Source organism: Sphingobium rhizovicinum (genome assembly GCF_042647625.1).
GTDB classification, from domain to species: domain Bacteria; phylum Pseudomonadota; class Alphaproteobacteria; order Sphingomonadales; family Sphingomonadaceae; genus Sphingobium; species Sphingobium rhizovicinum.
In genome coordinates, this window is the sequence record NZ_JBHRVU010000005.1 from 1,092,692 (window position 1) to 1,117,903 (window position 25,212).

Here is a 25,212-nt window from a genome sequence, read left to right on the forward strand (position 1 = left end):
CGGGTCAATCGGATCAGCCGCCCCTTCTTTGTGTCAGGCCTTGTCCCGCCGGGCCATCGCCCTGAACCCCAGCGGCGCGGCGATCAGGACCAGCACAACGCGGGTCAGATGGTGGATGATCACCACGCCCGGCTCCAGCGCCAGACTGAGCGCCACCATGCTCATTTCGGCAAGCCCGCCGGGCGAATAGGCCAGCGTCAGCAGCACCGGGTCCAACCCGGTAAGGAGGCCAACGCCCGCCGCCCAGGCGAAAGTGACGGCCAGCAAGATCAGCGTCGATCCCGCCGCCAGCGCCACTGTACGCAGCAGCACTTTCAGCGTCAGGCCCACGAAGCGGCAACCAATGGTCGCGCCCAGCCCTACCTGCGCGGCCGCCAGTGCCCAGCCGGGAATGCGGAAATCGGCAAGGCCGCTCATATGCACCGCCGCGCTGACCGCCAGCGGCCCGACCAGATGCCAGGCCGGCAGGCGCAGCAGTTTGCCGATGGCAAGCCCGACTATCACACAGCCCCCCGCCCACAGCAGCAGCGACCAGTCCGCCACCTCGCCGGTGACGGCCGCCGTCGGAGCGGTGACGACCGGGTCATGATCCAGCCGGATCAGGAAGGGCAGGATGAAGACGACCAGAAAGATGCGCGCGCCGTGGATCAGGCCGATGGCGCGTTCGTCCGCCCCCCGCTCCGCCCCCATCACCACCATTTCGGCGATGCCGCCCGGCATGCCGGCGAAATAGGCCGTTGCCGGATCGAATTTCGCGACCTTGCGGAAATAGGTGACGCACAGCAGCGCGGCAGTCGCCAGGAAGAAAGGCAAGGCGGCGAGCGGGATGATCCAGTCGCGCGCCTGCGTAAAGAGATGCGGACCAAAGCTGCTGCCCAGCACCACGCCGATCACCGCCGCCATCGGGCGACGGGTGGCGGCGGATGCCTGTATCGGCAGCCCGATGACGCTGGCCACAGCGCAGGCCGCCATCGACCCCAGCACCCAGGGCAAAGGGGCGCCAATCTCCAGGAACAAAGCGCCCCCCGCTGCGCCGACAGCGATGGCTGCCAGGAAGCGGAGGACGCCCTGCGTTGCCCGGTGTTTGACCGGTTGCGACCCGTCAGGCAACAAAGGGAAAGGCCAGCGCGATCATGCCGACCAGCGTCATGACGATGCAGACGGCCGCGGCCGGCAGCAGCGTGAACCGCTGATGATCGGCAAGATCAATGCCGGCCAGGCTGACCAGCAAATAGGTGGACGGCACCAGCGGGCTGAGCAGATGAACCGGCTGGCCCATCAGCGAAGCGCGCGCGATCGCCATCGGGTCAACGCCATAATGGGCGCCCGCCTCCGCCAGGATCGGCAGCATGCCGAAATAGAAGGCGTCGTTGGAAATGAAGAAGGTGAACGGCATGGAGAGAAGCGCGGTGATCGGCGCCATATATGGCCCCAGCGCCGGCGGGATGACGCCGACGACTTCCTTGCTCATCGCTTCCACCATGCCGGTGCCGCCCAGGATGCCGGTGAAGATGCCAGCGGCGAAGATCAGCGACACGACCGACAGGACATTGCCGGCATGGGCGGCGATCCGCTCTTTCTGCTGCGCGACGCCGGGATAGTTGACGATCATCGCAATGGCGAAGGCGATCATCATCAGCACCGATAGCGGCAGGACGCCCCATACCAGCAGAACTAGCAGCGCGATGACCAGCGCCGCATTCACCTTACGCAGATGCGGGCGGCGCGCTTCGGGATATTGCGACACGCCAAGGTCGGCGATGTCGACCGATTCACGCTGCGGCAGATGCACATGGCCGAGGCGACGACGCTCCTTGACGCCGAACCAGAAGGCGAGGCCCAGCAGGAAGGCAAGACCTGCGATCATGCCGGGGATCAACGGCAGGAACAGGGTTGCGGGGTCCAGCTTCAGCGCGCTGGCGGCGCGGGCGGTCGGCCCGCCCCAGGGCGTCAGGTTCATGATCCCGCTCGTCACCATCAACAGGCAGACGAGGTAGATGCGCTTCATGTCGAACCGCTTGTAGAGCGGCAGCAGCGCGGCGCAGGTAATGATGTAGGTGGTGGACCCGTCGCCATCCAGGCTGACGATCGCGCACAACACCACCGATCCCAGCAGGATCAGCAGCGGATCGCCATGCACCAGCTTCACCAACCGGCCGACAAGCGGATCGAAAAGTCCCGTATCCGTCATGGTCGAAAAGAAGAGGATGGCGAAAAGCAGCATGACGCCGGTTGGGGCCAGATTCTTGATCCCGTCGATCATCATGTCGCCAAGACCGGCGGCCTGACCGGCGACCACGCCGAAAATGGAAGGGATGACGATCAGCGCCACCAGCGGCGTCATCTTTTTGGTCATGATCAGCGTCATGAAGGTGACGACCATCAGGAAGCCGAGCAGGGCAAGGTTCATCGCTGCATCCTTGAAGAGGCGGAGAGAAGAAAGATCAGAAGGTCACGCCGACGCGCGCGCTGACGGTCTGGCCGTCGTCGCTGCCGGTGTAGGCACCGGCGCGGTTGTTGGTGCGCCAGTGAATGCCGTTCAGCTGAATGCGGGTGAAGCTGTTGAGATACCAGTTCACGCCCAGCGTCGCGGCCCAGCCGTCGCCGCCAAGGACAAGGTCGGTATAGTCCAGATTTTCATAACGCGCCGTCAGTTCGATCGCGCCCGATCCGCCGTTCAGCACCGGATCGAGAACATTGGGCTGGCCAAAGCTGCCCAGACGCGGATTATAGGGCGGCAGTTCGCCGGTCAGGAAGAAGCCGCTCGATACGCTCCATGCCTTGCTTTCGAAATCAGGACGGCCGCCGGTCAGGCGCGCGACGCGGCGGCCGGCTTCGCCCATGACCCAAAGGCCGCCAGTATAGCCGCCCAGTTCGACGCCATAGCCGGTGGTCGATTTGCCGCCGAGCAATTCGCCGGTCGACACCCGCACCGCGCCGTTGAAGCGCCCGCCGATAACAGTGCTGCGCGTGAGTGTGGTGGCCGCGGAGGACAGCGCCTCGTCAAAGCCCCACGCCCCGACATGCAGCAGCGAATTGTCGGTCTTGATCGGGTTCCAGTGCGCGCGGAAGGCGGCTGTGCGGCTGTCGTTGGTGGCCTGCTGGCCATCGACGCGATCGCCGGTCACGCTGACCGAAGCATGCCAGTTCGGCCCGAACATACGGCCCATGATGCCGATGCCATAAAAGCCGCGTTGCGGGATGATCGCGGTGGACACTACGCCGCGCTCCAGAAAGGGGGTGGAATCCGACCCCGTGCTGCCTTCGAAGGCGCGGTCGTTGAACAGGTGGCCGGCGCGCACGTCATAGTCGACCTTGCTGCTCAGCCGATTGCGCCAGCCCATGAAGGCGGTGACGATGTCGACTTCATTTTCGGAGAAGTCGCTTTCGAACTGATAGAAGAAATGCGGACCCACGCCGCCTTCCAGACCCAGACGCAGCGCGCGCATGCCGGTAGTAGTGGTGTTGCGACCATTATAGCGCGACCCCATGGTCGAACTGACGTCCACCAATATGCGGCCGCGCGGCTTGTAGGTGAAGACGCCGTCGGCGGACCGGAAGACGGGCAGGCCCGCGCCCCATTCGGTCGTTACGCCCGACGGATTGGCGGCAACGGCGCGCGCCTGCGCCACGTCGATGTCGGCGGGGCCGGGCGGCACGATCTGCGGCGCGAAGGGCGCGATGACCAGCGGTTCACTCGCCTGTTGCCGGGCGACCTGCGGTGCGGATTGTTGCGCAGCAACAGGCGCAGCATTTTGCGCAACCGCCTGCCCTTCAATCTTGTCGAGGCGCGCCTTCAACGCCGCAATTTCGGCCGCCTGCGCCTTGACGAGGGCAGCCAGTTCTTCCGCGCTGGGCGTCTGGGCAAGGGCAGGTGTGGCGGCGATCAGCGCCAGCGCGGCGCAACCGCCACGCAGCAACGAAGACATCATTTCATTTGGCTCCAGAAGCGAGAATCGCGTTCCAGTCGCGCAGGAAGCGCTGCTGTTTCAGGCGATCGAGATTGACGAGAAGCTGCGGCCCGACGCGAATCGGACGCGCCTGCGCCGCGGGAAGCCGGCGACCGCGAATATCGGTGCGCACCGGCCAGAGACTGTGCTGTGCGAGCAGGGACTGGCCCTGACGCGACAGCAGGAAATCGAGGAACAGTTTAGCGGCGGCGGGGTGGCGCGCCTCCCGCGCAATGAAGGCGATGCGGGACATCACGATCGTATAATCGGTCGGGAAGACCACACCGATGCGCGGGTCACGGCGCGCGCGTTCAACGGCGTAGGATCCGATGACATTATAGGCGATGGCAAGTTTTCCTTCCGCCACGCCGCGCAGCATCGGTTCGGTCGTGATCGACAGGACCGGGCGTGTCGCCGCCATCGCTGCCACCAGCGATTTGGTATCGCCGGTGATCGCATAATCCTGCGTCAGATAGAGGTAACCAGTGTTGGAGCGGGCCGGATCGAAGGTCGTGACCTTGCCCGTCAGCGCCCGGCGATCCCTGCGCAGCATCGCCTCCAGCGCGGCATGGCTGCGCGGCGGATTGGGAACAGCTTTCTTGTTATAGGCATAGGCGATCGGTTCGGCGGTGACGCCAAAGCCCATATTCTTCCACACCGCGGACGGTGGCAAAGCGGGCTTTTCCGGACTGGCATAGGCCTGCGCATAGCCATCGTTGATCAGCTTGACCTGCTGGTCCATGGCCGAGGACCAGACGAGATCGGCGGACGGCTTGCGCGATCGCGCTTCCGCCACGAACCGGCGATACATTTCGTTGGAGCCAAGATCGGCATAGCGCACGATCACGCCGGGATAGCGCCGCTGGAACGCGATGATGACCGGCGCCATTTCCGACGTGTCGGCATTGGCGTAGACGATGACCTGCCGCTCCGCCTGCGCGTCCGCGATCAGCTGGTCATAGGATCGGGGATAGCCGGTCGGCCGTTCCGCCACCGCGATGGCGGCCGGCATGGCCAGACTTGCCAACGCTGCCAGTATCTGAATAACCCTTCGCATCACCCTGTCCTTTGCTTTCCGTTTCTGTCGTCGGATAAGAATGTGGGGGTCAGTTACGAAGCCAAGCTGTCATCAACCTTTCAGCATCAGGTGCCCCATTCGGATTTTGATGATCGAGGACGACGCCGCTCTGGCGCGCAGCATTTCCGCCCTGCTCCGTGCGGGGGGCAATGCCGTGGATCATGTCGCAACCGGCGAGGATGCGCTGTCCGTGGTCGGCAGCGAACCCTATGCATTGGTGATTCTGGACGTCGGCCTGCCCGACATGGATGGATTCGCCGTGTTGGCCGAATTGCGGCGACGCGGAGAAAAGGTGCCGGTGCTGATGCTGACGGCGCGCGACGCGCTGGATGATCGGGTCCGTGGATTGGATCTGGGCGCGGACGATTATCTGCGCAAACCCTTTGATCCCGAAGAGTTGGAGGCGCGGGTTCGCGCGCTGGGCCGTCGGCGCGGCGGCGATCCGACGCCGGAAATCAGCGTGGGGTCGCTCACCATCAACCGCTCCACCGGCGCGGCGGACGTCGCGGGCCGGCCGCTGGACCTGCGCCGCCGCGAACTGGCGGTGCTGGAGGCACTGGCAACCCGCGCTGGCCAGGTTGTGCCGCGCGAATTGCTGATCGGTGAAGTCTTTGGCTTCGACGAGCCGGTTGGCGGCAACGCCATCGAAGTGCATGTCACGCGGCTGCGCGGCAAGCTGGCCCCCGATGGCCCGGGCATCCGCACGGTGCGGGGCGTTGGCTATATGCTCGATGCCGGCTGACGGAGCGGGCAAGGCGCACGCCATTGCGCTGCGCACGCGGCTGCTGGCGGCAATGCTGGGACCATTGCTGGGGGCGGCGGCGATCATCGGCATTGGCGGCGCGACGCTGATCGCCGACGTCGTGCGCCGCACCAACGACCGCGTGCTGGGTGGCGCGCTGGGGGCGATCGCCGAAACGGTGCAGGTGGAGCGCGGCGAGGTCACGCTGGACCTGCCCCCCGCCGCCTTCGGGATGCTGGAAAATGGCGAGCGCGATAATGTCTATTACCGCATCGCCGTGGGCCGTGATCTGCTGACCGGCTATGCCGATCTCCCCGCGCCCGATCCGGCGACGATGCTCGTCGACCAGCCCCGTTTCCGCTTCGCCCGCTACCGCGATCAGGGCATCCGCATTGCCGAAGTGAAGCGGATGCTGCCCCGGATCGGCCAGCCGGTCATCGTGCAGGTCGCCGAAACGCTCGACAATCGCAAGGCGCTGGTCAAGCAGCTGGTGATCGCGCTGCTGCTGGGCGAAGTCGCGCTGGTCGGCGTTGCGGTGCTGCTGGTGCGCCCGGCGCTGGGGTGGAGCCTGCGTCCGCTCGCGCGCCTGCGCCGATCGGTCGAGGCGCGCGATGCAGGCACCCGGCCCGATTTCTCTCCGCTCGACGCCGGGCCGCTGCCCAATGAGCTGGAGCCGCTGGCCACCGCCTTCGACCATCTGCTGGCGCAATTGGACCGCGCGACGAGCGGCGTACGCCGCTTCACCGCCGACGCCTCGCACCAGATGCGCACGCCCTTGTCCGTGCTGAAGGTGCAGATCGAACTGGCCCGGCGCGGATCGATCGCGGCGATGGATGAGATTGCCGACGCCGTGCAGCGGCTGGAGCGGCTGGTGACGCAATTGCTGGCGCTGGCCCGCGCCGAAGAGGCCGGGGCCGCGCCCCCGCTGGAGACAGTCGACCTGAAGGAAGTCAGCGCCGCCGTGATCGGCCGCCTGATCAACCAGGCGATCCATGCCACAGTCGAACTGAACCTCGATGTGCAGGACAATTGCCCCTATCGCGTGCAGGCGCATCGCACGCTGGTGTTCGAAATCCTCGCCAACCTGATCGACAATGGCATTCGCTACAACCGACCCGGCGGCGCCGTCACCGTTACCCTATCCCGTACGTCGGATCAGATCCTGCTGACCGTCGGCGACGATGGTCCCGGCATCGCGCCCCAGCATCATGAAAAGGTCTTCGAACGCTTTTTCCGCGCCAACAGCCAGAGCGGACCTGACGGCACGGGACTGGGCCTGGCAATCGTCCAGTCCGCTGCGTCGCGCATGGGCGCGAGCGTCGAAATTCTGCCTGACGGCCCCGGCACGCACATCTGCGTCCGTTTCCCGGCAGATGCAGCCTGATATGAAAAGGGCGCGGCCGCTTTGACGACCACGCCCTTTCCTGCGACCCCGAAGGGAAACTGCCCATCAGCCCAGCTGCGTTTCCAGCTCGCCCAGCACGCGATAGCAATCGAACACCTTGGCGACGCTCGAATTGGGATCCCGGCCCTCACGGATCGCGCTGATGAATTCGCGGTCCTGCAATTCGATGCCATTGTTGGAAACGGCAACACCGGCCAGATCAATCGGTTCTTCCTTGCCGTTCACCAGATCGTCGTAGCGCGCAATATAGGTCGCGCTGTCGCCGATATAGCGGAAGAAGGTGCCCAGCGGTCCATCATTGTTGAACGACAGCGACAGGGTGCAGATCGCGTCCGTCTCGCTCTTCAGCTGAATCGACATGTCCATGGCGATGCCCAGTTCCGGATGGATCGGCCCCTGCATGGCGTGCGCCGACACGATCTTGCCCGCCTGATAGGCGAACAGGTCGACCGTGTGCGCGGCGTGATGCCAGAGCAGATGATCGGTCCAGGAGCGCGGCTCGCCCTTCGCATTGATATTCTTGCGACGGAAGAAATAGGTCTGCACATCCATCTGCTGGACGTTGAACTCGCCCGCCTTGATGCGGTTGTGGACGAACTGGTGCGACGGGTTGAAGCGGCGGGTATGGCCGACCATGCAGGTCAGGCCGGTTTCCTGCTGCTTGGCCAGCACCGCCTGCGCATCCTTCCAACTGTCCGCCAGCGGAATTTCCACCTCGACATGCTTGCCCGCATCCATGCAGGCGATCGCCTGCGCGGCATGCATCTGGGTGGGCGTGCACAGGATCACCGCATCGACATCATCGCGGGCCAGAGTCTCGTTCAGGTCCGTGGTGACATGGCCAATGCCATATTTTTCCGCGACCTTCTTCGTCGCATCCAGTTCGCGACCGATGATCGACGTGACGGTCACGCCGTCGATATTCTTGAGGCCATCAAGATGCTTTTCGCCAAAGGCGCCGGCGCCAGCCAGGGCAATACGCATGGGAAACTCCGTATCTTAACTCCCCTCCCTTTCAAGGGAGGGGCTGGGGGTGGGGCGATTGCATCAGCAATCGCCGTTGACCTATGTGGGATAGGCTGGATGCGCGCTGCGCTCGCGACCCACCCCAACCCCTCCCTTGAAAGGGAGGGGCTTTAAGTGAGCTTACTCCGCCGCGATCGCGGTCACGTCGCTGCCGGTCATGTCCAGCCCTTCGCCATTGTCGGGGCGCAGGACCAGATGGCCGATCGCGGTGTTGGAACAGGGCACATGATAATGGCGGTGCAACGCGCGGGTCTTCTTGCCCAGCGCGCCGCGCATGATCAGCCACATCACCATCTCGATGCCTTCGCTGCCCGTTTCGCGCAGATATTCGATATGCGGGATGCGGCGCAGATGGTCGCTATCGCCGATCAACCCGTCCAGGAACATATTGTCCCATTCCCGGTTGATCAGGCCGGCTCGCGGCCCCTGCAACTGGTGGCTCATGCCGCCCGTGCCCCATATCTGGACATTCAGATCTTCCGGGAAGCTTTCAACCGCCTTGCGGATCGCCTCCCCCAGCGCCCAGCAGCGGTTGCCCGATGGCGGCGGATAGGTAACGACATTGACCGCCAGCGGCACGACCTTGCACGGCCAGGCGTCGGGCTTGCCGAACATCATGGAGAGCGGCACGGTCAGGCCATGATCGACATCCATCTCGTTGATGATGGTCATGTCGAACTCGTCCAGGATCAGGCTCTGCGCCATGTGCCAGGCCAGGTCAGGATGCCCCTCCACGTCCGGCACCGCGCGCGGCCCCCAGCCTTCGTCGGCGGACTTGTAACGCTCGCCGCAACCGATCGCGAAAGTCGGGATGATCTTCATGTCGAAGGCGGAGGCATGGTCATTATAGACCAATATGACGACGTCGGGCTTCTCGGCCTTCTCCCATTCGCGGGTCCAGTCATAACCGGCGAAGATCGGCCCGAAATACTCGTCGCGATCCTTGTTAAAGTCGGACGCCACGCCCAGCAACGGCACATGGCTCGACGCCACGCCAGCGGTAATATGCGCCATTTCAGCGACCCTCCTTGATTGAGCGAACACCTTCTGGCGAGCGGCCGCCCTTCATCATCATTTCGCGATATTCGGGAAAGCTCATGTCGGTCATGGTGCTGACGGCTTCGGCGAACGGAATGCCGTCGGTCGAAAACAGCTTCGACAGGAAATAGACATTGCCGCCCAGATCGAGGCATTTGTTATAGTCGCGCGCCAGCAGCGCCAGCTTCTGCTCCTCGGTCAGCGGCCATTCGTCCATATAGGCGCGCTCATCAGCCTTGAACCGTTCGCGATTCTCGGCGCTCATCAGGCTCATCGCAAACTGGTTGATATGGTAGCCCTTACGCGCCCGCGCGGCGGTGAAGACGCGGGTGCCGGGAATATCCTCCATCTCGGCCAGATATTCGTGAATGTCCTGATGTTTGGGATCTTCTGTTATCATAGTCCCCTCTCCTTCAACTTCGCGTCGAGGCGCGGGAAGACGCGGCGGGCATTGCCTTCGAAGATCGCGGCGCGTTCCTCGTCGCTGATGTCCAGCGCATCGACATAGCGTTTGGTGTCGTCGAAATAGAATCCGGTGGTGGGATCAATGCCGCGCACCGCGCCGACCATTTCCGACCCGAACAGGATATTCTTATTCTCGATCACGTCGGCCAGCAGATCAACGCCCGGCTGGTGATAGACGCAGGTGTCGAAGAAGATGTTGTTCATCAGATGCGTCGACAGGTCGGGCTTCTTGAGCATATCGGCCAGCCCCCGATAGCGCCCCCAATGATAGGGCACCGCGCCGCCGCCATGCGGGATGATGAAGCGCAGGCTCGGAAAATCCTTGAACAGATCGCCTTCCAGCAACTGCATGAAGGCGATGGTGTCAGCGGCGATATAATAGCCGCCAGTCGCGTGCATCGCCGGGTTGCAGCTGCCCGACACATGGATCATCGCCGGCACGTCCAGCTCGACCATCTTTTCGTAAAAGGGATACCAGTAACGGTCGGTCAACGGCGGGTGGGTGAAGTGGCCGCCGCCCGGATCAGGATTGAGGTTGCAGCCGATGAAGCCCAGTTCGGTGACGCAACGCTCCAGCTCCGCGATCGAATTGGCCATGTCCGCCTTGGGCGACTGGGGCAGCATGCACACGCCAACGAAGGTTTCAGGGAACATCGCCACGACGCGCGCGATCAGGTCGTTGCAACGGATCGCCCATTCCTTCGCCACCGCTTCGTCACCGACATGCGGCGCCATCGCCGATGCGCGCGGGGAAAAGATGGTCAGGTCGGCGCCGCGCTCCTTGATCAGGCGCAACTGGTTCGCCTCGATCGTCTCGCGGATTTCCGCGTCGCTGATCTCGGGGTAAGGCGGGCAGGGCGTGCCGGCCTTGAACGCCGCTTTCTGTTCCTCGCGCCAGGCGTCATGCCCTTTGGGCAAGACTGTATAATGACCGTGGCAATCGATAATCAGGCTCATCCGCTTCTATCTCCAACCTTATGCGCATTCTCCCCTCCTTCCGTCATCCCAGCGAAAGCTGGGATCTCAGGCGGAGGCACGCGATGCCGAACCCATAAACCTCGTCATCCCGCCCGGGCGGGGACGCCATCGAAGCCAATCACGCCAATTTTCGCACCCAGCCCTTCAGGCGGCGCCTTCACGCCCAGCGCACCGATCGCCTCCTGGCGCTGGACCGTGCCGCGCGTCAGCGCCGCGCCGGTGCCCAGCCCCTCCAGCGTCTTGACCACTTCCTCCATCTCCGCTGCGCGGCGCAGCCCGTGCACCAGCATCCGGTCGAGATTATAATCCGCCCGCGCCTCCCAGGGCCGCGCCTTCTCGCTCGCGTCGAGGGAAGCCAGCACTTCGTCCAGCACGTCCGCCGCCTGCGCTGCCAGCACACATTCGGCGGTCAGCGCCTCGATCCCCTTGACCATGACCGACCGGATCATCTTGATCGAGGACGCCCGGCCGACATCCGCGCCAACGACGCGGGTCTTGCCAAAACCCAGCGCCCGCAGCCGCGATTCCGCTTCGCCCGCCAATCCGCCGCTCAACAACAACGGCACGTTGAGGCGCGCGGGGTCGACCGGGGCCATGACCGCCACGTCGACATAATGGCCGCCCGCCGCCTCGATCGCCTGCGCCGCCGCCTGCTTCGTCTGCGGCGCAACGCTGTTCATGTCGCAGAAGATAGCGCCAGTTGCGATCAGCCCTGCCGCCATGCGCGCGACAGACAGCGCCTGATCCGCCGTCACCAGCGATATGATCAGCGACACATTGTTCAATGCGTCATCCAGGCTGATTGCAGGCCGAACGCCGGCATCGGCATAGGCGGCGAGCATGGCGTCCCGCGAGGCGCCCTCATTATCCGTCTTAATATCAAATACATGGGCAGCATCGGCCCAGTCCCCTGCCCGTGCAAAGGTGGCCCCCGCTTCGCCAAATCCGATCAGACCAATGTCCTGCTCCATGGCTTCAGGGATGACGCATCCTTTCAAACGCATCCAATCGAATCCGCCACATCATCATAAGAAATTACGAAGTCATGTCTGCCGCAGAGGCCTTCACCGCCGCCATGAATTGTTGCTGCAACCGGGTCGGCCGCCAGTCTGCGCGGGTCGTCAGGCCAATGGTCCGGCTGATCGCGCCCGGCGCCGGCCCGATGTCCGTCAGCAACCCCGCCTCCAGCTCCAGCGCCAGCTGATCGTAAGACAGCAATGTCAGATAATCGCCGCCGACCAGCAACTGGCGGATCGTCATCACCGATCCGCACTCGATCGGCACGGCGGGCAGATCACCGCCCAGTTCGGCGAACATCATCCGCCACAACTGGCGCAGCGGCGTGCCTTCGGGCGGCAAAATCCACGGAAAACGGCGCAGCGCTTTCGCATCCCAGCCCTGTTCCAGCGGATGGCCGCGCCGCGCCAATATGGTCGGACGATCCTCGAACAGGGGGGTTTGCATCAAGTCGCTGGCCATCGCCGGATCGCGCAGTGCGCCGATCATCATGTCGATCTCGCCCTCCCGCAAAGGCCCCGCCAATTCGGCATGCGATCCTTCATGCACCGCGATGTGGACCTGCGGGAAATCGGCCCGGAACCGCGCAATCGCGTCAGGCAACAGCCGCGCACGGGACAATGGCATCGCGCCGACCAATATGCGTCCGCCCTCCTCGCCCTTCAGGTCGGCCAGATCCTCCAGCCCCTGCCGCAATTCCGTCAGCGCCAGCCGCAATCGCTGCGCCAGCGTGACGCCTGCCTTGGTCAGCATCACACCCCGGCCCCGGCGATCCACCAACCGGCTGCCCACCGCCAGCCCCAGATCGCCGACTGCACGGTGCAGCGACGGTTCCGCCACGCCCGTCGCCGCCGCCGCGGCGGCATAGCTGCCCGCCCGCGCCAGCGCGACGAACGCACGCACCTGCGCCGCCGTCACCCGATTGCTGCCAATCAGCCGCAGCGCCACATCGATGCGTGGTTTCAGACGCAACGCTGCCTCCAGCGCAGCCATGCCGCCGGGCTGCCGATCAAACAGCCGCACGCCCAGTTGCGCCTCCAATTTGGCGATGCCCTGCGTCACCGCCGGCTGGGTCAGGTTGACCGCACGCGCCGCCAGGCTGACGCTGCCCTGATCGACAACGGCGGCCATGGCGGCAAGGTGACGGATATTGAACTGATCAGGCTGCATGTTTGATGATTATCAAAATTTTATGGGCCTGCGCCAGTTCGGATTTGAGCATTGCGCTTATGGTGTCCATTTCCTTGTCGACTTAGGGAGAAGGAACGGTTCCATGTCCAACGTCGTCGTCCAGAATATCGAAAGGGCGGACCTCTCCGTCATCGACGGCCTCGCCAAATGCGGCGTCGCCACCGTCCATGAAGCGCAGGGCCGCACCGGCCTGCTCGCCGCCTATATGCGCCCGATCTACAGCGGCGCACGGATCGCCGGCAGCGCCGTCACCATCTCCGCAGCGCCCGGCGACAACTGGATGGTCCATGTCGCAATCGAACAGCTCAAGGAAGGCGACATCCTCCTGCTCGCCCCCACCAGCCCCTGCACCGATGGTTATTTCGGCGATCTGCTCGCCACATCGGCACAGGCGCGCGGCTGCCGCGGCCTCATCATCGACGCGGGCGTGCGCGACGTGCGCGACCTGACCCAGATGAACTTCCCCGTCTGGTCGAAGGCGGTGCATGCGCAAGGCACGGTCAAGAATACGCTGGGCAGCGTCAACATCCCCGTTATCTGCGCCAATGCGCTGGTCAATCCGGGCGACGTCATCATCGCCGACGATGATGGCGTGTGCATCGTCCCCCGCGCCGACGCGGCTTCCGTGCTGGAAAAGGCGCAGGCTCGCGAAGCAGCCGAAGAAGCCAAGCGCGTGCGCCTTGCCGCCGGCGAACTGGGCCTCGACATCTACAATATGCGCCCACGTCTGGAAGAAATGGGCCTGAAATATGTCTGACAGCCAGACCAGCGCCCGCGTGATGTGGATGCGCGGCGGCACATCGAAGGGCGGCTATTTCCTGGCCGACGACCTGCCAACCGATACGGCTGCAAGGGACGCCTTCCTGCTGCGCATCATGGGATCGCCCGATCCGCGTCAGATTGACGGTATGGGCGGCGCCGATCCGCTGACCAGCAAGGTTGGCGTTGTGAAGAAATCGGAGCGGGAGGGGGTCGATGTCGACTATCTCTTCCTGCAAGTCTTCGTCGAACAGGCGATTGTTAGCGACGCCCAGAATTGCGGCAATATCCTTGCCGGCATCGGCCCTTTCGCGATCGAGCGCGGTCTTGTCGCCGCACAGGACAGCGAAACTCGTGTCGCCATCTTCATGGAAAATACCGGCCAGATTGCGATCGCGACCGTGGAAACACCGGGCGGCAAGGTCCGCTATGACGGCGACGCGAAGATCGACGGCGTTCCCGGCAGCGCCGCGCCAATACCGCTGGAATTTCGTGATACCGCCGGCTCCTCCTGCGGTGCGCTACTGCCCACTGGCAATGCCTTTGATGAGGTAGAAGGCGTGCGCGTCACGCTGATCGACAATGGCATGCCCTGCGTGGTCATGAAGGCACAGGATGTCGGCGTTACTGGCTATGAAGACCGCGACACGCTCGACAAGGATGTGGGGCTCAAGGCCCGCATTGAGGGCATCCGCCTTGCCGTGGGCGAGCGGATGAACTTGGGCGACGTCAGGGAGAAGTCCGTTCCCAAGATGATGCTGGTCGCCCCGCCCCGCGATGGCGGCGCGGTCACGGTGCGCAGCTTCATCCCGCATCGCGCCCATGCATCGATCGGCGTCCTTGGCGCAGTCAGCGTCGCCACCGCCTGCCTGATTGACGGTTCGCCGGCGGCCGAGGTCGCCTCGATCCCAGCCGGCAACCGAAAGACGCTGTCGGTGGAGCATCCGACCGGCGAGACGACCTGTGTCATGGAACTGGACGATAGCGGCGCGGTCATCAGCGCGGCGATGCTGCGCACCGCGCGCAAATTGATGGATGGAGAGGTTTTCGCATGAGTAACCGCATCACCAGCTGGCACGGCAATCCGTCCAAGCCGCTGTACACGCCGCCGGCCGGCGCGATCGACGCCCATTGCCATGTGTTCGGCCCGATGGCGCAATTCCCGTTCAGCGCGAAGGCGAAATATCTGCCCGAAGACGCCGGCCCGGACATGCTGTTCGCGCTGCGCGATCATCTGGGCTTTGCCCGCAACGTCATCGTGCAGGCCAGCTGTCACGGCACCGACAATGCCGCCACGCTGGACGCCATCGTCAAATCCAATGGCAAGGCGCGTGGCGTGGCCGTGGTCGATCCGGCGATTTCGGAGACCGACCTCGCCGTCCTGCATGACGGCGGCATCCGTGGCATCCGCTTCAATTTCCTCAAGCGGCTGGTCGATGATGCACCCAAGGACAAATTCCTTGAGGTGGCGAAGCGCCTTCCCCCCGGCTGGCACGTCGTCATCTATTTCGAGGCGGACATATTGGAGGAATTGCGTCCCTTCATGGATGCAATCCCGGTGCCGCTGGTGATCGACCATATGGGCCGCCCTGACGTGACCCAGGGGCCGGACGGCACTGACATGAAGGCGTTCCGCGCCTTCCTCGACAGTCGGGACGACATCTGGTTCAAGGCAACCTGCTCCGACCGTCTCGATCCGACCGGCGACCCTTGGAATGCCTTCGCCGATGCGGTCGCCCCGCTGGTGTCCGACTATCAGGATCGCGTCCTGTGGGGCACCGACTGGCCGCACCCCAATATGCAGGACAATATTCCCGATGACGGGCATCTGGTCGACATGATCCCGCGCATCGCCCCGACACAAGCCTTGCAGCGCAAGCTGCTGATCGACAATCCGATGCGCCTTTATTGGCCCGAAGAACTGGTCGGCTGACGATTCCCCGGATGGCGCACGAGCGCTATCCGGGGTTTTGCCGATCACATGGCGCAAAGCCGTGATCGGGCGGCCTGATATTCCCGGCTGAGCCGCGCGATCAGATCAGCAGCCGGCACCACCGCGTCGATCGCGCCGATGCCCTGACCGCAGCCCCATATATCGCGCCACGCCTTCTTATCTTCGGACAGGCTGGCAAAATCCATTTTCGTCGGATCCGACAGGGCAAGATTGTCAGGGTCCAGCCCGGCCCGCTCGATCGATCCGCGCAGATAATTGCCATGCACGCCGGTGAAGAGGTTGGAGTAGATGATGTCGCTGGCGCTGCTGTCCACCAGCATCTGTTTATAGGCCGGCTCCGCATTGGCTTCCTGCGTGGCGATGAAGGCCGATCCGATATAGGCGAAGTCGGCCCCCATCGCCTGCGCCGCCAGAATGGCGCCACCATTGGCGATCGATCCTGACAGGGCCAGCGGGCCACTGAACCAGTCGCGAATCTCCTGAATGAGGGCAAAGGGCGACAGCGTGCCAGCATGGCCGCCCGCGCCGGCCGCCACCGCGATCAGCCCGTCCGCGCCCTTTTCCACCGCTTTGCGGGCGAAGCGATTGTCGATCACATCATGCAGCACGACGCCGCCATAGCTGTGGATCGCCGCATTCACCTCCACCTGCGCGCCGAGCGAGGTGATGACGATCGGCACCTTATATTTGCAGCAAAGCTCCAGATCCTCCTGAAGCCGCGGGTTCGACCGATGCACGATCAGGTTGACCGCGAAGGGCGCGTCATCATCCGTCAGTTCCGCCGTCAGCCGTCGCAGCCATTGTTCGAATACACCCGAAGGCCGGGCATTGAGTGAGGGAAATGCGCCAATCACGCCGGCCCGGCATTGGGCCATCACCAGATCGGGCTGCGACACGATGAACATGGGGGACGCGATGGCCGGAAGGACGAGCCGATCCTTGAAACGGTCAAGCAAAGACATGGAAACGCGCACTCCTTCACCATTATATCTTCATGGTCCGGCATGAATGTCGCGGCGCGAATCCTGCCCGGATGAAGGATGCATAATCGCCTTCTTCGTCCACTCCTAGGCCGGAGCGGGACGGAAGAGGCCGGATCGGAGACGATAACGGCGTGCCGTAGCGTCGCAGAGACTATAATTATTTCAGCGAAGATGCAGCGTCAGAACCAGAAGCGGATACCCATGACCAGACTGGTGGCCGACGCCCGATCGCCAGCAGCACGAACGTAGCGCGCCGTATCGCCAAAGCTGCGTTCCCAATTGACACCGATATAGGGCGCAAATTCATGCACGATTTCATAGCGCAGGCGCAGGCCCAGCTCCACGTTGGACAGGCCCGACCCAACGCCGATGTCGGGCACATCCTGCGCCGCGAAATTCACTTCAGCGGCCGGTTGCAGGATCAGATGCTGGGTGATCCGCTGATCATAAGTGCCTTCGACGCGCAAATGCGCATCGCCCTTGTCGGACAGGAAAGCCTGCGCTTCCACCTCGAACCAATAGGGCGCCAGCCCCTCGATCCCGACCGTGGCGTAGGTGCGCTGCGGCTGGGGCCGAAAATCCTGACGGACACCGGCGACGACATTCCACCAGGGGTCGATGGCGCGGCTGTAGAGCGCCTGCAATTCGGCGCTTTCAAGGCGGCCGCCGGCTTCGCCCTCGCCTTCCGACTTGATGGCGAGGCGATTGATGTCGCCGCCAATCCAGCCTTCGCCTTCCCAATGATAGCCATCGCCGCCCTTTTGCGCGCGATATTCCAGCCGATCGATCATCAACTGGGAAAAGGTCATGCCGCCGCTTTCCTTCGTCATGGCGGCGCGGGCGCGGGCCATGACATCGGGCGCGTAAAAGGCTTCGGCGGCATAGTCTGTCGGAACCGAAGGGGCTGCGCCCTGCGGAATTGTGGCGTCGGTCGCGGGTGCGCCATGGCCGGCATGCGGATTGGCGGGGATGGCTTCAGGCGGCGCGTCTTGTGCTTGCGGCATCTGATGCGCGCCATGGTCCATCTGACTATGGTCCATGGTCTGCGCCTGCGCTGGCAGAGCGCTTCCGGCGAGCAGCAGCGCGACGAAAGTCAGGCGCTTCATGCCGCATCTCCTTCATGGCGGACAGTCACGACGCGCATCATCCCGGCATGCATGTGCATCAGCATGTGACAGTGGAAAGCCCAGTCGCCGATCGCATCAGCCGTCAGATCGAAACTAACCTTCCCCCCCGGCAGGACATTCACCGTATGCTTGCGCGGATTGGTGGCGGCATCCTCACTGGTCACGAGCTGGAAGAAATGACCATGAATATGGATAGGGTGCGGCATCATCGTATCGTTGATGAGGTTCACGCGCACCCTTTCCATGTGACGGAAGGGAATGCGTTCCGCGCCGTCCGACAGCTTCACCCCGTCAAACGACCACATATAGCGTTCAATGTTTGCGATAGACCGCTCGAAGAGTGCGACGAAAGATTTTATATAGCTTTTTCAGTATTTTATATGTGGCTGCAAATTGATGGCATTGGGTAGAATTCTAGCTGGGAGCCATATGGGAGCCACGCTAAAGCAAGTTCAGGCGCAGAGAAGCGAATTGTAGCAAGCGCCTTCTCGAGTGGCCGACGCCATGGAATGGTCCGCTTCATGATCGGATCGAAACCGCGAGCCAAGACGACCTCGCTGCCGCTCGCGAAGCTAGCCTCATGTGTCGTGAAGCAACGACGTACAGTGTATCGGTATCCTTGCGCGAGTAAGGTCCATCCCGACCAAAGCGCAATTTTCCTTTGGGCACTGCCTGACCTTTTCCAGTCAACTACCATCGTTCAGGCGTGTTAAGACCGCCTTGCCGGGCTTGAAAAATGGCCGGCTCTTCGCCTCCACGCTGACCGCCTCGCCGGTCCGGGGATTGCGCCCAGTCCGAGCCCGGTAGCTTCTCACCGAAAAGGCACCAAAGCCACGCAGTTCGACGCGGCCGCCAGCATTGAGTTGGGTAACGATCGCGTCGAAGAATGTCTCGACGACCTTTTCGACCTCGCTTTGGCTCAAACCCGGATTTTCTTCGGCAATCATGTCAATCAGGTCAGATCGTACCATAATGCTTTCCTACCCCCATAGGTCCAGCCACAGTGGCAGAGATGCTTCGTCGCGGAAAGCGGTGTTTCCGACCATGAGAGCCTGAGTCCCAAGGCCGTTACCGGACGCCGGATCTCCCTGCCTTGCGCAGAAGGATCAACCGCCGTTGAGCGGCCGGTGATAGGCTTGGCTCTATCAATCCATCAGCCGGCCGGGCTTTGGCCGCAATGCTCTCGCCCCCGCGATCAGCCGATTCGCCAGGCTCCAGATTGAACTGACGGCGCAATCGCTTGAGACGAGTGAACCTGGACGCTGACAATTTCCCTACCCCCGCTGCGGAAAGCCCCGCCGTACCGTGCGCGGTGGTAGCTGGCTGCGAATGCTTCCGATCCGCAAAAATTATCTGCGGCCCGCAGTTTGTGGGTTGCCGCGCGCCAGTGGCAGGCTGCGGCGATCACTCGCCATTATCAGGGCAATTCCCTTTGCATATCGCATCTGCCGCCAGCGAGTAGGGCTATGATAGATGCCGACGGCCCGCCAGAAATCCTTCGCTTCGTGGAGCGCCGAAAGAAATATCCATCTGGCAGCGTCTACGTTGAAGCAGGGATCATTCCGGAGCCATGATCTTACCTGCGACTCGCTTCGGTGGATCAGCCGGGCGATACGAGGAACCCACCAGCTGTTCACCTGCATCAGCCCCAGATCGACCGAGCCGTCTGCATTCCTCACTTCCGCACCAATCCATCCCCCCTCCTGCCTCCTCAAGGCCCGCAGGGTTTGCGCAAGCCATGGGCGCCCGGACGCTGCCTGATGGATGCACTGATCGATCGCGTTCTCGGTCTCTACGACGCCGTGGCTCCCTATAACAGCTTCGGCGGCTGTAACCTGCCCAATGAGCACAGCTGCCAGGCAGCAACTCATCAGCGATGCGCGATGCGGCCCGGTCATCGATCGCGCCCTCGGTCGCGGCGTTCCTCGTCCGTCCGGTCGGGTTCTTTGGGACGGGAGATTTCCGGTTTGGGCTGGTTCCGCAGCATACGCTCGATGAGGGCGGTGAGCGTTTCCGTCGCGCGGAGCCCAGCGCCAGCCAGACCTTTGCGGTCGCTCCCTCTATAAACGCCTCGCCGCTCAGCACCTAGAAGGGCCAATTCTCGCCGCTGCACGTCATTGAGGTCGCGTTCCTTCTGGATGCGAACAGCTTCTCGATCGAGCCGGGCTTCCGTCCCGCTCCGCCTGATCATATCCATCCCTTCGAGGGAGGATGTCTTCTGACCGGTGTTGTGCTTCAATTTGTCGACGAGGTCCGCTCGATCCTCCGTCCAAAGCGTCACACTATATTCCGCGCGTGTGATCGCAGTGTAAAAGTTCTGTCCCGTGACCAGCGGAGAGCCGACCGGCGCAAGAACGAAGACCCGCGGATAGGTTTTCGACTGTGAAGAGTAGACCGTCTCCGCATAGCCATGGTCCCAAGTCTTATATCGCGAGAGGTCGATCTCCTTCGCCTCGCCTGTTCGGTCCCAGCGGATCGTCGCCAGTCCCCCCTCCATGCGCTCGACCGTGCCGCGTTCGGCATTCTTCAGCCCGAGCTCCTTCGTCGCGAGACGCCATTGGATGCGATCTCCCGAAGCGAGGCCACGGTCCTGTACGTTAAAGACGCTGACCAAAGAGGTGCGGGTCCGACGCGGATCCCAGTGCAAGAATCGTCCCTGCTGATCTTCCAACAGGACAACTTCGCGACCGCCGGCATCACGGCGAAGTCCGGCGACCTCATATTCTGCCTGCCGAGCCACACCGAGCCGTTCGATGTCCCGGTTGAACATCACCACCTGCCCCTTCGAGTAGAGGCGTGCCATCCGGCGCTCCTCGCTGGTGAGCCCCGTCGGCGCGAGAATTTTCAACGGCGTTTCTTCGGCGGCGATCACGCCTTCCTTTTGAAGCCCTCGCCGGACATTGGCGTTCACGGTGATTCGGGTCGCATTGTCGAGCACGAGAATGTTGGTGGCACTTCGCGTTTCGGGGGCGAGATCCATCCATCGATCGACCAAATTCTTCGCCAGCTTGCTCGCTTTGTCGCCGCTCACCACGCCGTCGAGAAAGCCAATCGCGCGCGCATATTCGCCGAGGCGCGCCTCTTTGACCGCCATCTTCATCTTCTCATCCTGCTGTCGAATCGTCTCGGTGAGTTCCGCTTTGGGCAATCCAAGCTGCTGGAGAAGCCAGAATGCCTTCCCCTGTTCGATCGCCCCTGTCTGCTTGTTATCGCCAAGAAAGAGGATTCTGGCCCCCGTATTCCGGCTGAGTTCCAGAAGCCGCAGCGCCTGACGGTTGCTGAGCTGCCCCGCCTCATCGACGACCAATAGGTCGCGCGCGTCGAGTTTTCGCCCGCCCGAGACGATCAAATTCATAACGGTCTGGGATGGAATATTGGCTTTGACGCCAAGCTCTGCCGCGGCTGAGGATGTGGGCGCCAGCGCCTGCACCCGGACATCCGCATCTACCGCCTTCACCAACGCCCTTACGAGGGTCGATTTGCCCGAACCCGCCACACCATGGACCCCGATCAGACGGTCGCGGGACGTTGCCAGCTTAGCGAGCGCCCGTTCTTGTTGGGAGGAAAGCGCCTCCCCTTCAAGAACGGACAGCAACCGATCAGTCGAAGCCAGCGGCCGGGTGTCATCCAATGAGAGGGCAAGGTGCTTGGACAGGGCAATCTCAAGCCGGGCAGTCGCGCGGGTCGTTCTCCCGCGAGTCAGGACGGCGTCCCCGGTCTGGGATCGCGTCACGAGAAGCTTCTCCCGGTCTTCATGCTCCCTGATGAAGGGACGGACATCGCTGAGGCTCACTTCCCCGACATGGGCAGCAAGGCCGGTTCGGATCAGTTGCCCCTGGCTATTCACGGCCTCGCGCGTTTCCTTGTTTCGGATGCCGAACAGCGCGGCGCGGCCCGCGATGGCGCGATTGGCCTCATGGTCGATCACCCCGTCATGGTCGGCGGCATCCTTCACCTTATGGAGCACTTCGATGAGTGGGCCGGCCTCCTTGTCCCAGCGCTCCCGAAGTCCGTCGATCGTCGTCTTCTGCTTGGGTTTACGGGTCTGATAGAAAGAGGCGACGCGAGCCGCTTGGCCCTTGCGGCCATGTTCCTCCGCATGCGCGTCGATCTGCTCGGCGCGTTTGGACCACTCTACGATCAGGCTCTTGGGCACGCCCCTGATTTCGAACAGCCCCCGATGAGGATCGGTTTCCAGTTCAAAGCCATGAGCATGAAGCCTCTGGGCAAGCCCATTGCGATAGATCTGCCCGGCGACCATCTGCTCGGCGAACATGGCGCGGGTTTCCATGCTGGTCATAGGCGCGCCATCCTGCCGATCGGTGATGTTCATCACGACCACATGGGTATGGAGATGGGGATCGAGTTCACGGCTGGCATGCTCAGTGAAGCGCGCGGCTATGATCCGGCCGGTCGTCTCGTGGACGACCTCACCCTGCTTCCGATAGCGAAAGGCGGCATGTTCCTCCAACCAGCCGATCGCCTCCCCCACGGACTGCTCGTGCGCCTCCAGCACCCGCTTGTCCTGGGCGACCAGGGCCATGATCGACACCGACTTGGGTGCATTGACGGCAAAGTCCCATCCGGGATGATGCTGGATATTGCCGTCTGCGCGCCGTCGGCCAAGCTGAACGCCGGCCACCCTGCCCGCCAGAAGCTCCCGGAACATGGCCGGATCGACAGCGCCCTCCAACCCGAGTTCGGCAGCGATCTTCCCGGCCCACTCGCTATGTTCGTCGGAGCCCTTCGTATAATAGTCGCCTACCGTATAGTAGCGGGCGATGTTGCCGGCTGAGCCGGACAGGCGGCGAGGATGGATCATGCCGGATCAGCCTCTCCCGGGGTTTCGTTGACCCGGCCATGGCTCAATAGCGGGACAGTGCGCGCGCCGGCTCGAGCGCCCAGCATGGAGGGGGTCGGTGATACTGCCTTCTCTCGCTTGCCGTCTGAGGGTGAGGCTTGCGGGGGCTGTCCGAGCGGCAACTCAGGCGAAGGCGTACCGGGACGTGGAGCGCTCTGTGGCGTTACCGATCCGCCCTTACGGACAACCTTCGCTCGGCCGCTGCGACCCGTCCGACCGCTTTGCGCCGCCTGCTCTTCTGCGGCAGCGCGGGCGGCCTGGATGATCTCATCGGCCAACGGGAGGCGGATCGGCGGCTTGGTCCGCTCGACGAAGGCCGGCGCGACATTCGCGATCGGATTGAAGCGATCGGCGAATCGGATGACCGGGAGATCGCGGCCAAAGCGGAGGAAGCCAGACAGGTTGGGGAGGTTCGTTACCTCCGTATGCATGACCAACGGCCTGGTCACCTGCATCCGCGATAGGTTGACCCCATCGCGCATGTCATTGACCCCGTAAGACATGCCCTCGTTGGCCTCGATCTGCTCAACCTGCCCCAGATTTTCCGAGACGTGCTTCGCCGTCGGCGTGTCGTTGGCACGCAGGGCTATCCAGGTCGAGCAGTAGCCGGTGATCGCCGCAGCATCCTGAATGCCGTAGGTGGCTTCGAGCTGGGGATAGGACTGGAACCCCAATATGCCGCAACCACCATATTTCCGCGCGCGGGCCAGGAAGTCGCTGAGCGAAGGAAGCCGCTGGAGCGTCGGAAGCTCATCGATGATGCAATAGAGCCGGCGCTCGGGGTCGGGCTTCATGCTCATGATCGCCCCGATCGCAATGTCAATCCAGACGGTGATGAGGGGCCGTAGGGAGGGAAGCTGGTCCGCCTTCACCGTGATGAACAGCCAGCTGTCGTCGGTCTCATTCTCGACCCAGCTTCGGATCGAAAAGCCGTTGGTAGTGTCGTCGAGATAGTCAAAGCTGCGCATGACCGATGCAAGCTCCGCCTGGATGCCGGCGGAGGTCCTGTCCCCTTCCATGCTGATGAAGGCGGCAGCCTCGGTCCCCTCGGCGAAGGCGACGAGATCCTTCAGCCCCGAGCGAAGAAGGCGATCGAGCAGGATGGAGACCAAGGTGTGTTTCTGCCTGGCAAGCTTGCGCAGAACGCCGACCAACGTCCCGCGTGCGGCCTTCGCCCAGAAGGGATCGCCTGCCTTGTCGGGGATCGTCGACTGGGCAATCTGATCATAATGATATTCCCGAGGGACATCGACCCAAGGCGACCAATGGTCGGTTCGCTGGTCGAGCGGATTGAGGAGGATGTCCTTCCCCGGCCGGTAGAATTTTTCGACGAAGGAGCCAGCGGTATCATAGACGATCGCCCGCTTTCCGTTTTTCCTGATGCCTTCGAGCATCGTGGTGATGATGTTGGTCTTGCCCGTACCGGGCGCGCCGCACAGGACAATATGCTCGGGTTCAAAGGCATGCGGCATCGCCACGCCGCCGATGGTCAGGCTGCCCTTTCGATACCGACGCAGGAGCCGGCGGATCGATCGCACCGTCCCGAACCGGGCGCCGCGCAGGAACTGGTTCGATCCAAGCCCACGGCCGGTCCGCGTGAAGTAATACCAGGCCCAGCCAAGAGCGAGCGCAGCGCCGATGCCCCCGATCAGCGAGCCGGTGATGAGCGCGGCCTCGCCTGCCTCCAGCGTTTTTCTCGCCACGCCCGAATTGAGCAAGGCATCCGCGGTTGTCCAATATTTTTGGCCGCCGGGCGTCTGGAACTGGACCAGATCGGCCGCACCGCGAGTCGCCTCCTTGCGGAATTCCGCGAGCGCCAGCTGGACCAGCACATAGCGCTGATAAGCTGTCAGGGTTTCGAAACAGTACCAGAGGATGCCCATTACCCAAAGCACAAGACAGGCCGACATGGTCTGGAAAAAGACCTGGGTGGTCATGCGGACATTGTGGACGATGGCCTGGCCGCCGCGAGTCCAGGAGCCGAGCGTATCGTTGCGGAAAATGCTCATCGCACCATCTCCCGCGCACCCGGAATTGGGTCGAGTTCCGGATCGAGCAGTCCCCTTTCAGCGAGAAGCGCTCGGGCTTCGGCCATCCCCTGTTCGACGGCTTCCGGCGATCGCCGTCCTACCGCGACGACGAGGATGGAAAGGATCTGGATGCTGGTGGCAAGGATCTCATCCTTGGACGAGAAAATGTAGCCACGATTGGGTTCGGCGGCCTGCGCCAGAACCAGCCTGACAAACTCGGATAGGCTGAGGTCGGCGGCGGCAGCGCGCCGAACGAGGCGCTCATGGAGCCCCTCTTCGATCCTGAAATTAACTTTGACCACAGGCTTGCTCCAATAGCTGGAGCCCTGCGGATGTCGTGAAGCGCTGCCCTTATACTCTTGATTACGCTCCGGTTCAAACCGATCGCGTGGAATACATGTATTGCGCCAAAAAATGGCTGATTGCTGCGGGTTTCAAGGCCTGCCTTTCCTGCTTGTGGGCCATGGACCACAAATTCCGGTGTCGGGCGAATACACGTATTTGGCTATACATTGTTGATTTTAAGCCATATTTCTCCGCAGCACCCGTGCGTAGGGTGCATTACACCGGCCTTGGGGCCGTGCGTCCGCCCTTCGCAGCGCCTGGCC

At 63.0% G+C, this 25,212-nt stretch carries 22 protein-coding genes and 1 pseudogene; 5 read left to right on the plus strand and 18 right to left on the minus strand.

All coding sequences use genetic code 11. The annotated features are described in order from the left end of the window. Positions 1-33 precede the first annotated feature (33 nt). From ACFOKF_RS23745 to ACFOKF_RS23760, 4 genes are all read right to left on the minus strand, one after another. On the minus strand, positions 34-1,017 hold the full coding sequence (locus tag ACFOKF_RS23745; protein WP_380799085.1) for an AbrB family transcriptional regulator: 984 nt from the start codon (positions 1,015-1,017) through the stop codon (positions 34-36). An 85-nt stretch (positions 1,018-1,102) separates the two neighbouring features. Continuing rightward, entirely contained in the window at positions 1,103-2,410 is a 1,308-nt protein-coding gene (locus ACFOKF_RS23750; protein WP_380799086.1) for a CitMHS family transporter, read from the minus strand. A 34-nt stretch (positions 2,411-2,444) separates the two neighbouring features. Then, positions 2,445-3,932, minus strand: coding sequence for a porin (locus tag ACFOKF_RS23755; RefSeq protein WP_380799087.1), 1,488 nt, complete (start codon positions 3,930-3,932; stop codon positions 2,445-2,447). 1 nt (position 3,933) lies between these two features. Next, on the minus strand, positions 3,934-5,007 hold the full coding sequence (locus ACFOKF_RS23760) for an ABC transporter substrate-binding protein (RefSeq protein WP_380799089.1): 1,074 nt from the start codon (positions 5,005-5,007) through the stop codon (positions 3,934-3,936). Between the two features lie 109 nt (positions 5,008-5,116). On the opposite strand from ACFOKF_RS23760, the gene ACFOKF_RS23765 reads away from it, so the two are divergent. Together ACFOKF_RS23765 and ACFOKF_RS23770 are read left to right on the plus strand one after the other, a co-directional pair. Next, the gene (locus tag ACFOKF_RS23765; RefSeq protein ID WP_380799090.1) at positions 5,117-5,770 is read left to right on the plus strand and encodes a response regulator; all 654 of its coding nucleotides are present in this window, start codon (positions 5,117-5,119) and stop codon (positions 5,768-5,770) included. Beyond that, entirely contained in the window at positions 5,760-7,154 is a 1,395-nt protein-coding gene (locus tag ACFOKF_RS23770; protein ID WP_380799092.1) for a sensor histidine kinase, read from the plus strand. The genes ACFOKF_RS23765 and ACFOKF_RS23770 overlap by 11 nt, the downstream gene beginning before the upstream one ends. Before the next feature lie 66 nt (positions 7,155-7,220). On the opposite strand, the gene ACFOKF_RS23775 is transcribed toward ACFOKF_RS23770, so the two are convergent. The 6 genes from ACFOKF_RS23775 to ACFOKF_RS23800 form a co-directional block, all read right to left on the minus strand. Next, complete coding sequence (locus ACFOKF_RS23775) at positions 7,221-8,159, minus strand: Gfo/Idh/MocA family oxidoreductase (protein WP_380799093.1); 939 nt, start codon at positions 8,157-8,159, stop codon at positions 7,221-7,223. Positions 8,160-8,321: 162 nt separating this feature from the next. Continuing rightward, entirely contained in the window at positions 8,322-9,215 is an 894-nt protein-coding gene (locus tag ACFOKF_RS23780; protein WP_380799095.1) for a class III extradiol dioxygenase subunit beta, read from the minus strand. A gap of 1 nt (position 9,216) precedes the next feature. After that, positions 9,217-9,639 carry a protocatechuate 4,5-dioxygenase subunit alpha gene (ligA, locus tag ACFOKF_RS23785; protein WP_380799096.1) on the minus strand — a complete coding sequence of 141 codons (423 nt, stop codon included), beginning with the start codon at positions 9,637-9,639 and terminating at the stop codon, positions 9,217-9,219. Further along, positions 9,636-10,661: an amidohydrolase family protein gene (locus ACFOKF_RS23790; protein WP_380799097.1), complete on the minus strand. Its 1,026-nt coding sequence runs from the start codon at positions 10,659-10,661 to the stop codon at positions 9,636-9,638. The genes ligA and ACFOKF_RS23790 overlap by 4 nt, the downstream gene beginning before the upstream one ends. 104 nt (positions 10,662-10,765) lie before the next feature. Next, entirely contained in the window at positions 10,766-11,653 is an 888-nt protein-coding gene (locus ACFOKF_RS23795; RefSeq protein ID WP_380799349.1) for an NAD(P)-dependent oxidoreductase, read from the minus strand. A 64-nt stretch (positions 11,654-11,717) separates the two neighbouring features. Continuing rightward, on the minus strand, positions 11,718-12,869 hold the full coding sequence (locus ACFOKF_RS23800; RefSeq protein WP_380799098.1) for a LysR substrate-binding domain-containing protein: 1,152 nt from the start codon (positions 12,867-12,869) through the stop codon (positions 11,718-11,720). Between the two features lie 103 nt (positions 12,870-12,972). On the opposite strand from ACFOKF_RS23800, the gene ligK reads away from it, so the two are divergent. From ligK to ACFOKF_RS23815, 3 genes are read left to right on the plus strand one after another with little or no spacing between them, the layout of a single operon-like run. After that, positions 12,973-13,647, plus strand: a complete 675-nt coding sequence (gene ligK / locus ACFOKF_RS23805; protein WP_380799099.1) for a 4-carboxy-4-hydroxy-2-oxoadipate aldolase/oxaloacetate decarboxylase — start codon at positions 12,973-12,975, stop codon at positions 13,645-13,647. Continuing rightward, a complete protein-coding gene (locus tag ACFOKF_RS23810; RefSeq protein WP_380799100.1) occupies positions 13,640-14,704 on the plus strand; it encodes a 4-oxalomesaconate tautomerase in 1,065 nt (354 codons plus the stop codon). Before ligK ends, ACFOKF_RS23810 begins: the two co-directional genes overlap by 8 nt. Beyond that, on the plus strand, positions 14,701-15,582 hold the full coding sequence (locus ACFOKF_RS23815; RefSeq protein WP_380799101.1) for an amidohydrolase family protein: 882 nt from the start codon (positions 14,701-14,703) through the stop codon (positions 15,580-15,582). Before ACFOKF_RS23810 ends, ACFOKF_RS23815 begins: the two co-directional genes overlap by 4 nt. 44 nt (positions 15,583-15,626) lie before the next feature. On the opposite strand, the gene ACFOKF_RS23820 is transcribed toward ACFOKF_RS23815, so the two are convergent. The 8 genes and pseudogenes from ACFOKF_RS23820 to ACFOKF_RS23855 all read right to left on the minus strand — a co-directional run bounded on the left by ACFOKF_RS23820 (position 15,627) and on the right by ACFOKF_RS23855 (position 24,906). Further along, positions 15,627-16,565, minus strand: coding sequence for an NAD(P)H-dependent flavin oxidoreductase (locus ACFOKF_RS23820; RefSeq protein ID WP_380799102.1), 939 nt, complete (start codon positions 16,563-16,565; stop codon positions 15,627-15,629). Positions 16,566-16,765: 200 nt separating this feature from the next. Continuing rightward, the gene (locus ACFOKF_RS23825; RefSeq protein ID WP_380799103.1) at positions 16,766-17,692 is read right to left on the minus strand and encodes a copper resistance protein B; all 927 of its coding nucleotides are present in this window, start codon (positions 17,690-17,692) and stop codon (positions 16,766-16,768) included. Next, positions 17,689-18,036, minus strand: a pseudogene (locus ACFOKF_RS23830) (multicopper oxidase domain-containing protein); the annotation flags it as partial. The gene ACFOKF_RS23825 and the pseudogene ACFOKF_RS23830, both read right to left, overlap by 4 nt. Before the next feature lie 363 nt (positions 18,037-18,399). After that, positions 18,400-18,684 (minus strand): HU family DNA-binding protein, encoded by a 285-nt coding sequence (locus ACFOKF_RS23835; protein WP_380799105.1) that lies wholly within the window; start codon positions 18,682-18,684, stop codon positions 18,400-18,402. A gap of 378 nt (positions 18,685-19,062) precedes the next feature. Continuing rightward, entirely contained in the window at positions 19,063-19,611 is a 549-nt protein-coding gene (locus tag ACFOKF_RS23840) for a lytic transglycosylase domain-containing protein (protein WP_380799106.1), read from the minus strand. Continuing rightward, positions 19,608-22,535, minus strand: a complete 2,928-nt coding sequence (gene mobF, locus ACFOKF_RS23845; RefSeq protein WP_380799107.1) for a MobF family relaxase — start codon at positions 22,533-22,535, stop codon at positions 19,608-19,610. The genes ACFOKF_RS23840 and mobF overlap by 4 nt, the downstream gene beginning before the upstream one ends. After that, entirely contained in the window at positions 22,532-24,583 is a 2,052-nt protein-coding gene (locus tag ACFOKF_RS23850) for a type IV secretion system DNA-binding domain-containing protein (RefSeq protein ID WP_380799108.1), read from the minus strand. Before ACFOKF_RS23850 ends, mobF begins: the two co-directional genes overlap by 4 nt. Next, positions 24,580-24,906, minus strand: a complete 327-nt coding sequence (locus ACFOKF_RS23855; RefSeq protein WP_380799109.1) for a CopG family transcriptional regulator — start codon at positions 24,904-24,906, stop codon at positions 24,580-24,582. Before ACFOKF_RS23855 ends, ACFOKF_RS23850 begins: the two co-directional genes overlap by 4 nt. Positions 24,907-25,212 lie beyond the last annotated feature (306 nt).

What these genes read in the sequence shown, in the direction of transcription:
- ACFOKF_RS23750 (WP_380799086.1), bottom strand. Translation starts at nt 2,410, where the DNA reads ATGAACCTTGCCCTGCTCGGCTTCCTGATGGTCGTCACCTTCATGACG.
- ACFOKF_RS23755 (WP_380799087.1), bottom strand. Translation starts at nt 3,932, where the DNA reads ATGATGTCTTCGTTGCTGCGTGGCGGTTGCGCCGCGCTGGCGCTGATC.
- ACFOKF_RS23760 (WP_380799089.1), bottom strand. Translation starts at nt 5,007, where the DNA reads ATGCGAAGGGTTATTCAGATACTGGCAGCGTTGGCAAGTCTGGCCATG.
- ACFOKF_RS23765 (WP_380799090.1), top strand. Translation starts at nt 5,117, where the DNA reads ATGATCGAGGACGACGCCGCTCTGGCGCGCAGCATTTCCGCCCTGCTC.
- ACFOKF_RS23770 (WP_380799092.1), top strand. Translation starts at nt 5,760, where the DNA reads ATGCCGGCTGACGGAGCGGGCAAGGCGCACGCCATTGCGCTGCGCACG.
- ACFOKF_RS23775 (WP_380799093.1), bottom strand. Translation starts at nt 8,159, where the DNA reads ATGCGTATTGCCCTGGCTGGCGCCGGCGCCTTTGGCGAAAAGCATCTT.
- ACFOKF_RS23780 (WP_380799095.1), bottom strand. Translation starts at nt 9,215, where the DNA reads ATGGCGCATATTACCGCTGGCGTGGCGTCGAGCCATGTGCCGTTGCTG.
- ligA (WP_380799096.1), bottom strand. Translation starts at nt 9,639, where the DNA reads ATGATAACAGAAGATCCCAAACATCAGGACATTCACGAATATCTGGCC.
- ACFOKF_RS23790 (WP_380799097.1), bottom strand. Translation starts at nt 10,661, where the DNA reads ATGAGCCTGATTATCGATTGCCACGGTCATTATACAGTCTTGCCCAAA.
- ACFOKF_RS23795 (WP_380799349.1), bottom strand. Translation starts at nt 11,653, where the DNA reads ATGGAGCAGGACATTGGTCTGATCGGATTTGGCGAAGCGGGGGCCACC.
- ACFOKF_RS23800 (WP_380799098.1), bottom strand. Translation starts at nt 12,869, where the DNA reads ATGCAGCCTGATCAGTTCAATATCCGTCACCTTGCCGCCATGGCCGCC.
- ligK (WP_380799099.1), top strand. Translation starts at nt 12,973, where the DNA reads ATGTCCAACGTCGTCGTCCAGAATATCGAAAGGGCGGACCTCTCCGTC.
- ACFOKF_RS23810 (WP_380799100.1), top strand. Translation starts at nt 13,640, where the DNA reads ATGTCTGACAGCCAGACCAGCGCCCGCGTGATGTGGATGCGCGGCGGC.
- ACFOKF_RS23815 (WP_380799101.1), top strand. Translation starts at nt 14,701, where the DNA reads ATGAGTAACCGCATCACCAGCTGGCACGGCAATCCGTCCAAGCCGCTG.
- ACFOKF_RS23820 (WP_380799102.1), bottom strand. Translation starts at nt 16,565, where the DNA reads ATGTCTTTGCTTGACCGTTTCAAGGATCGGCTCGTCCTTCCGGCCATC.
- ACFOKF_RS23825 (WP_380799103.1), bottom strand. Translation starts at nt 17,692, where the DNA reads ATGAAGCGCCTGACTTTCGTCGCGCTGCTGCTCGCCGGAAGCGCTCTG.
- ACFOKF_RS23835 (WP_380799105.1), bottom strand. Translation starts at nt 18,684, where the DNA reads ATGGTACGATCTGACCTGATTGACATGATTGCCGAAGAAAATCCGGGT.
- ACFOKF_RS23840 (WP_380799106.1), bottom strand. Translation starts at nt 19,611, where the DNA reads ATGACCGGGCCGCATCGCGCATCGCTGATGAGTTGCTGCCTGGCAGCT.
- mobF (WP_380799107.1), bottom strand. Translation starts at nt 22,535, where the DNA reads ATGATCCATCCTCGCCGCCTGTCCGGCTCAGCCGGCAACATCGCCCGC.
- ACFOKF_RS23850 (WP_380799108.1), bottom strand. Translation starts at nt 24,583, where the DNA reads ATGAGCATTTTCCGCAACGATACGCTCGGCTCCTGGACTCGCGGCGGC.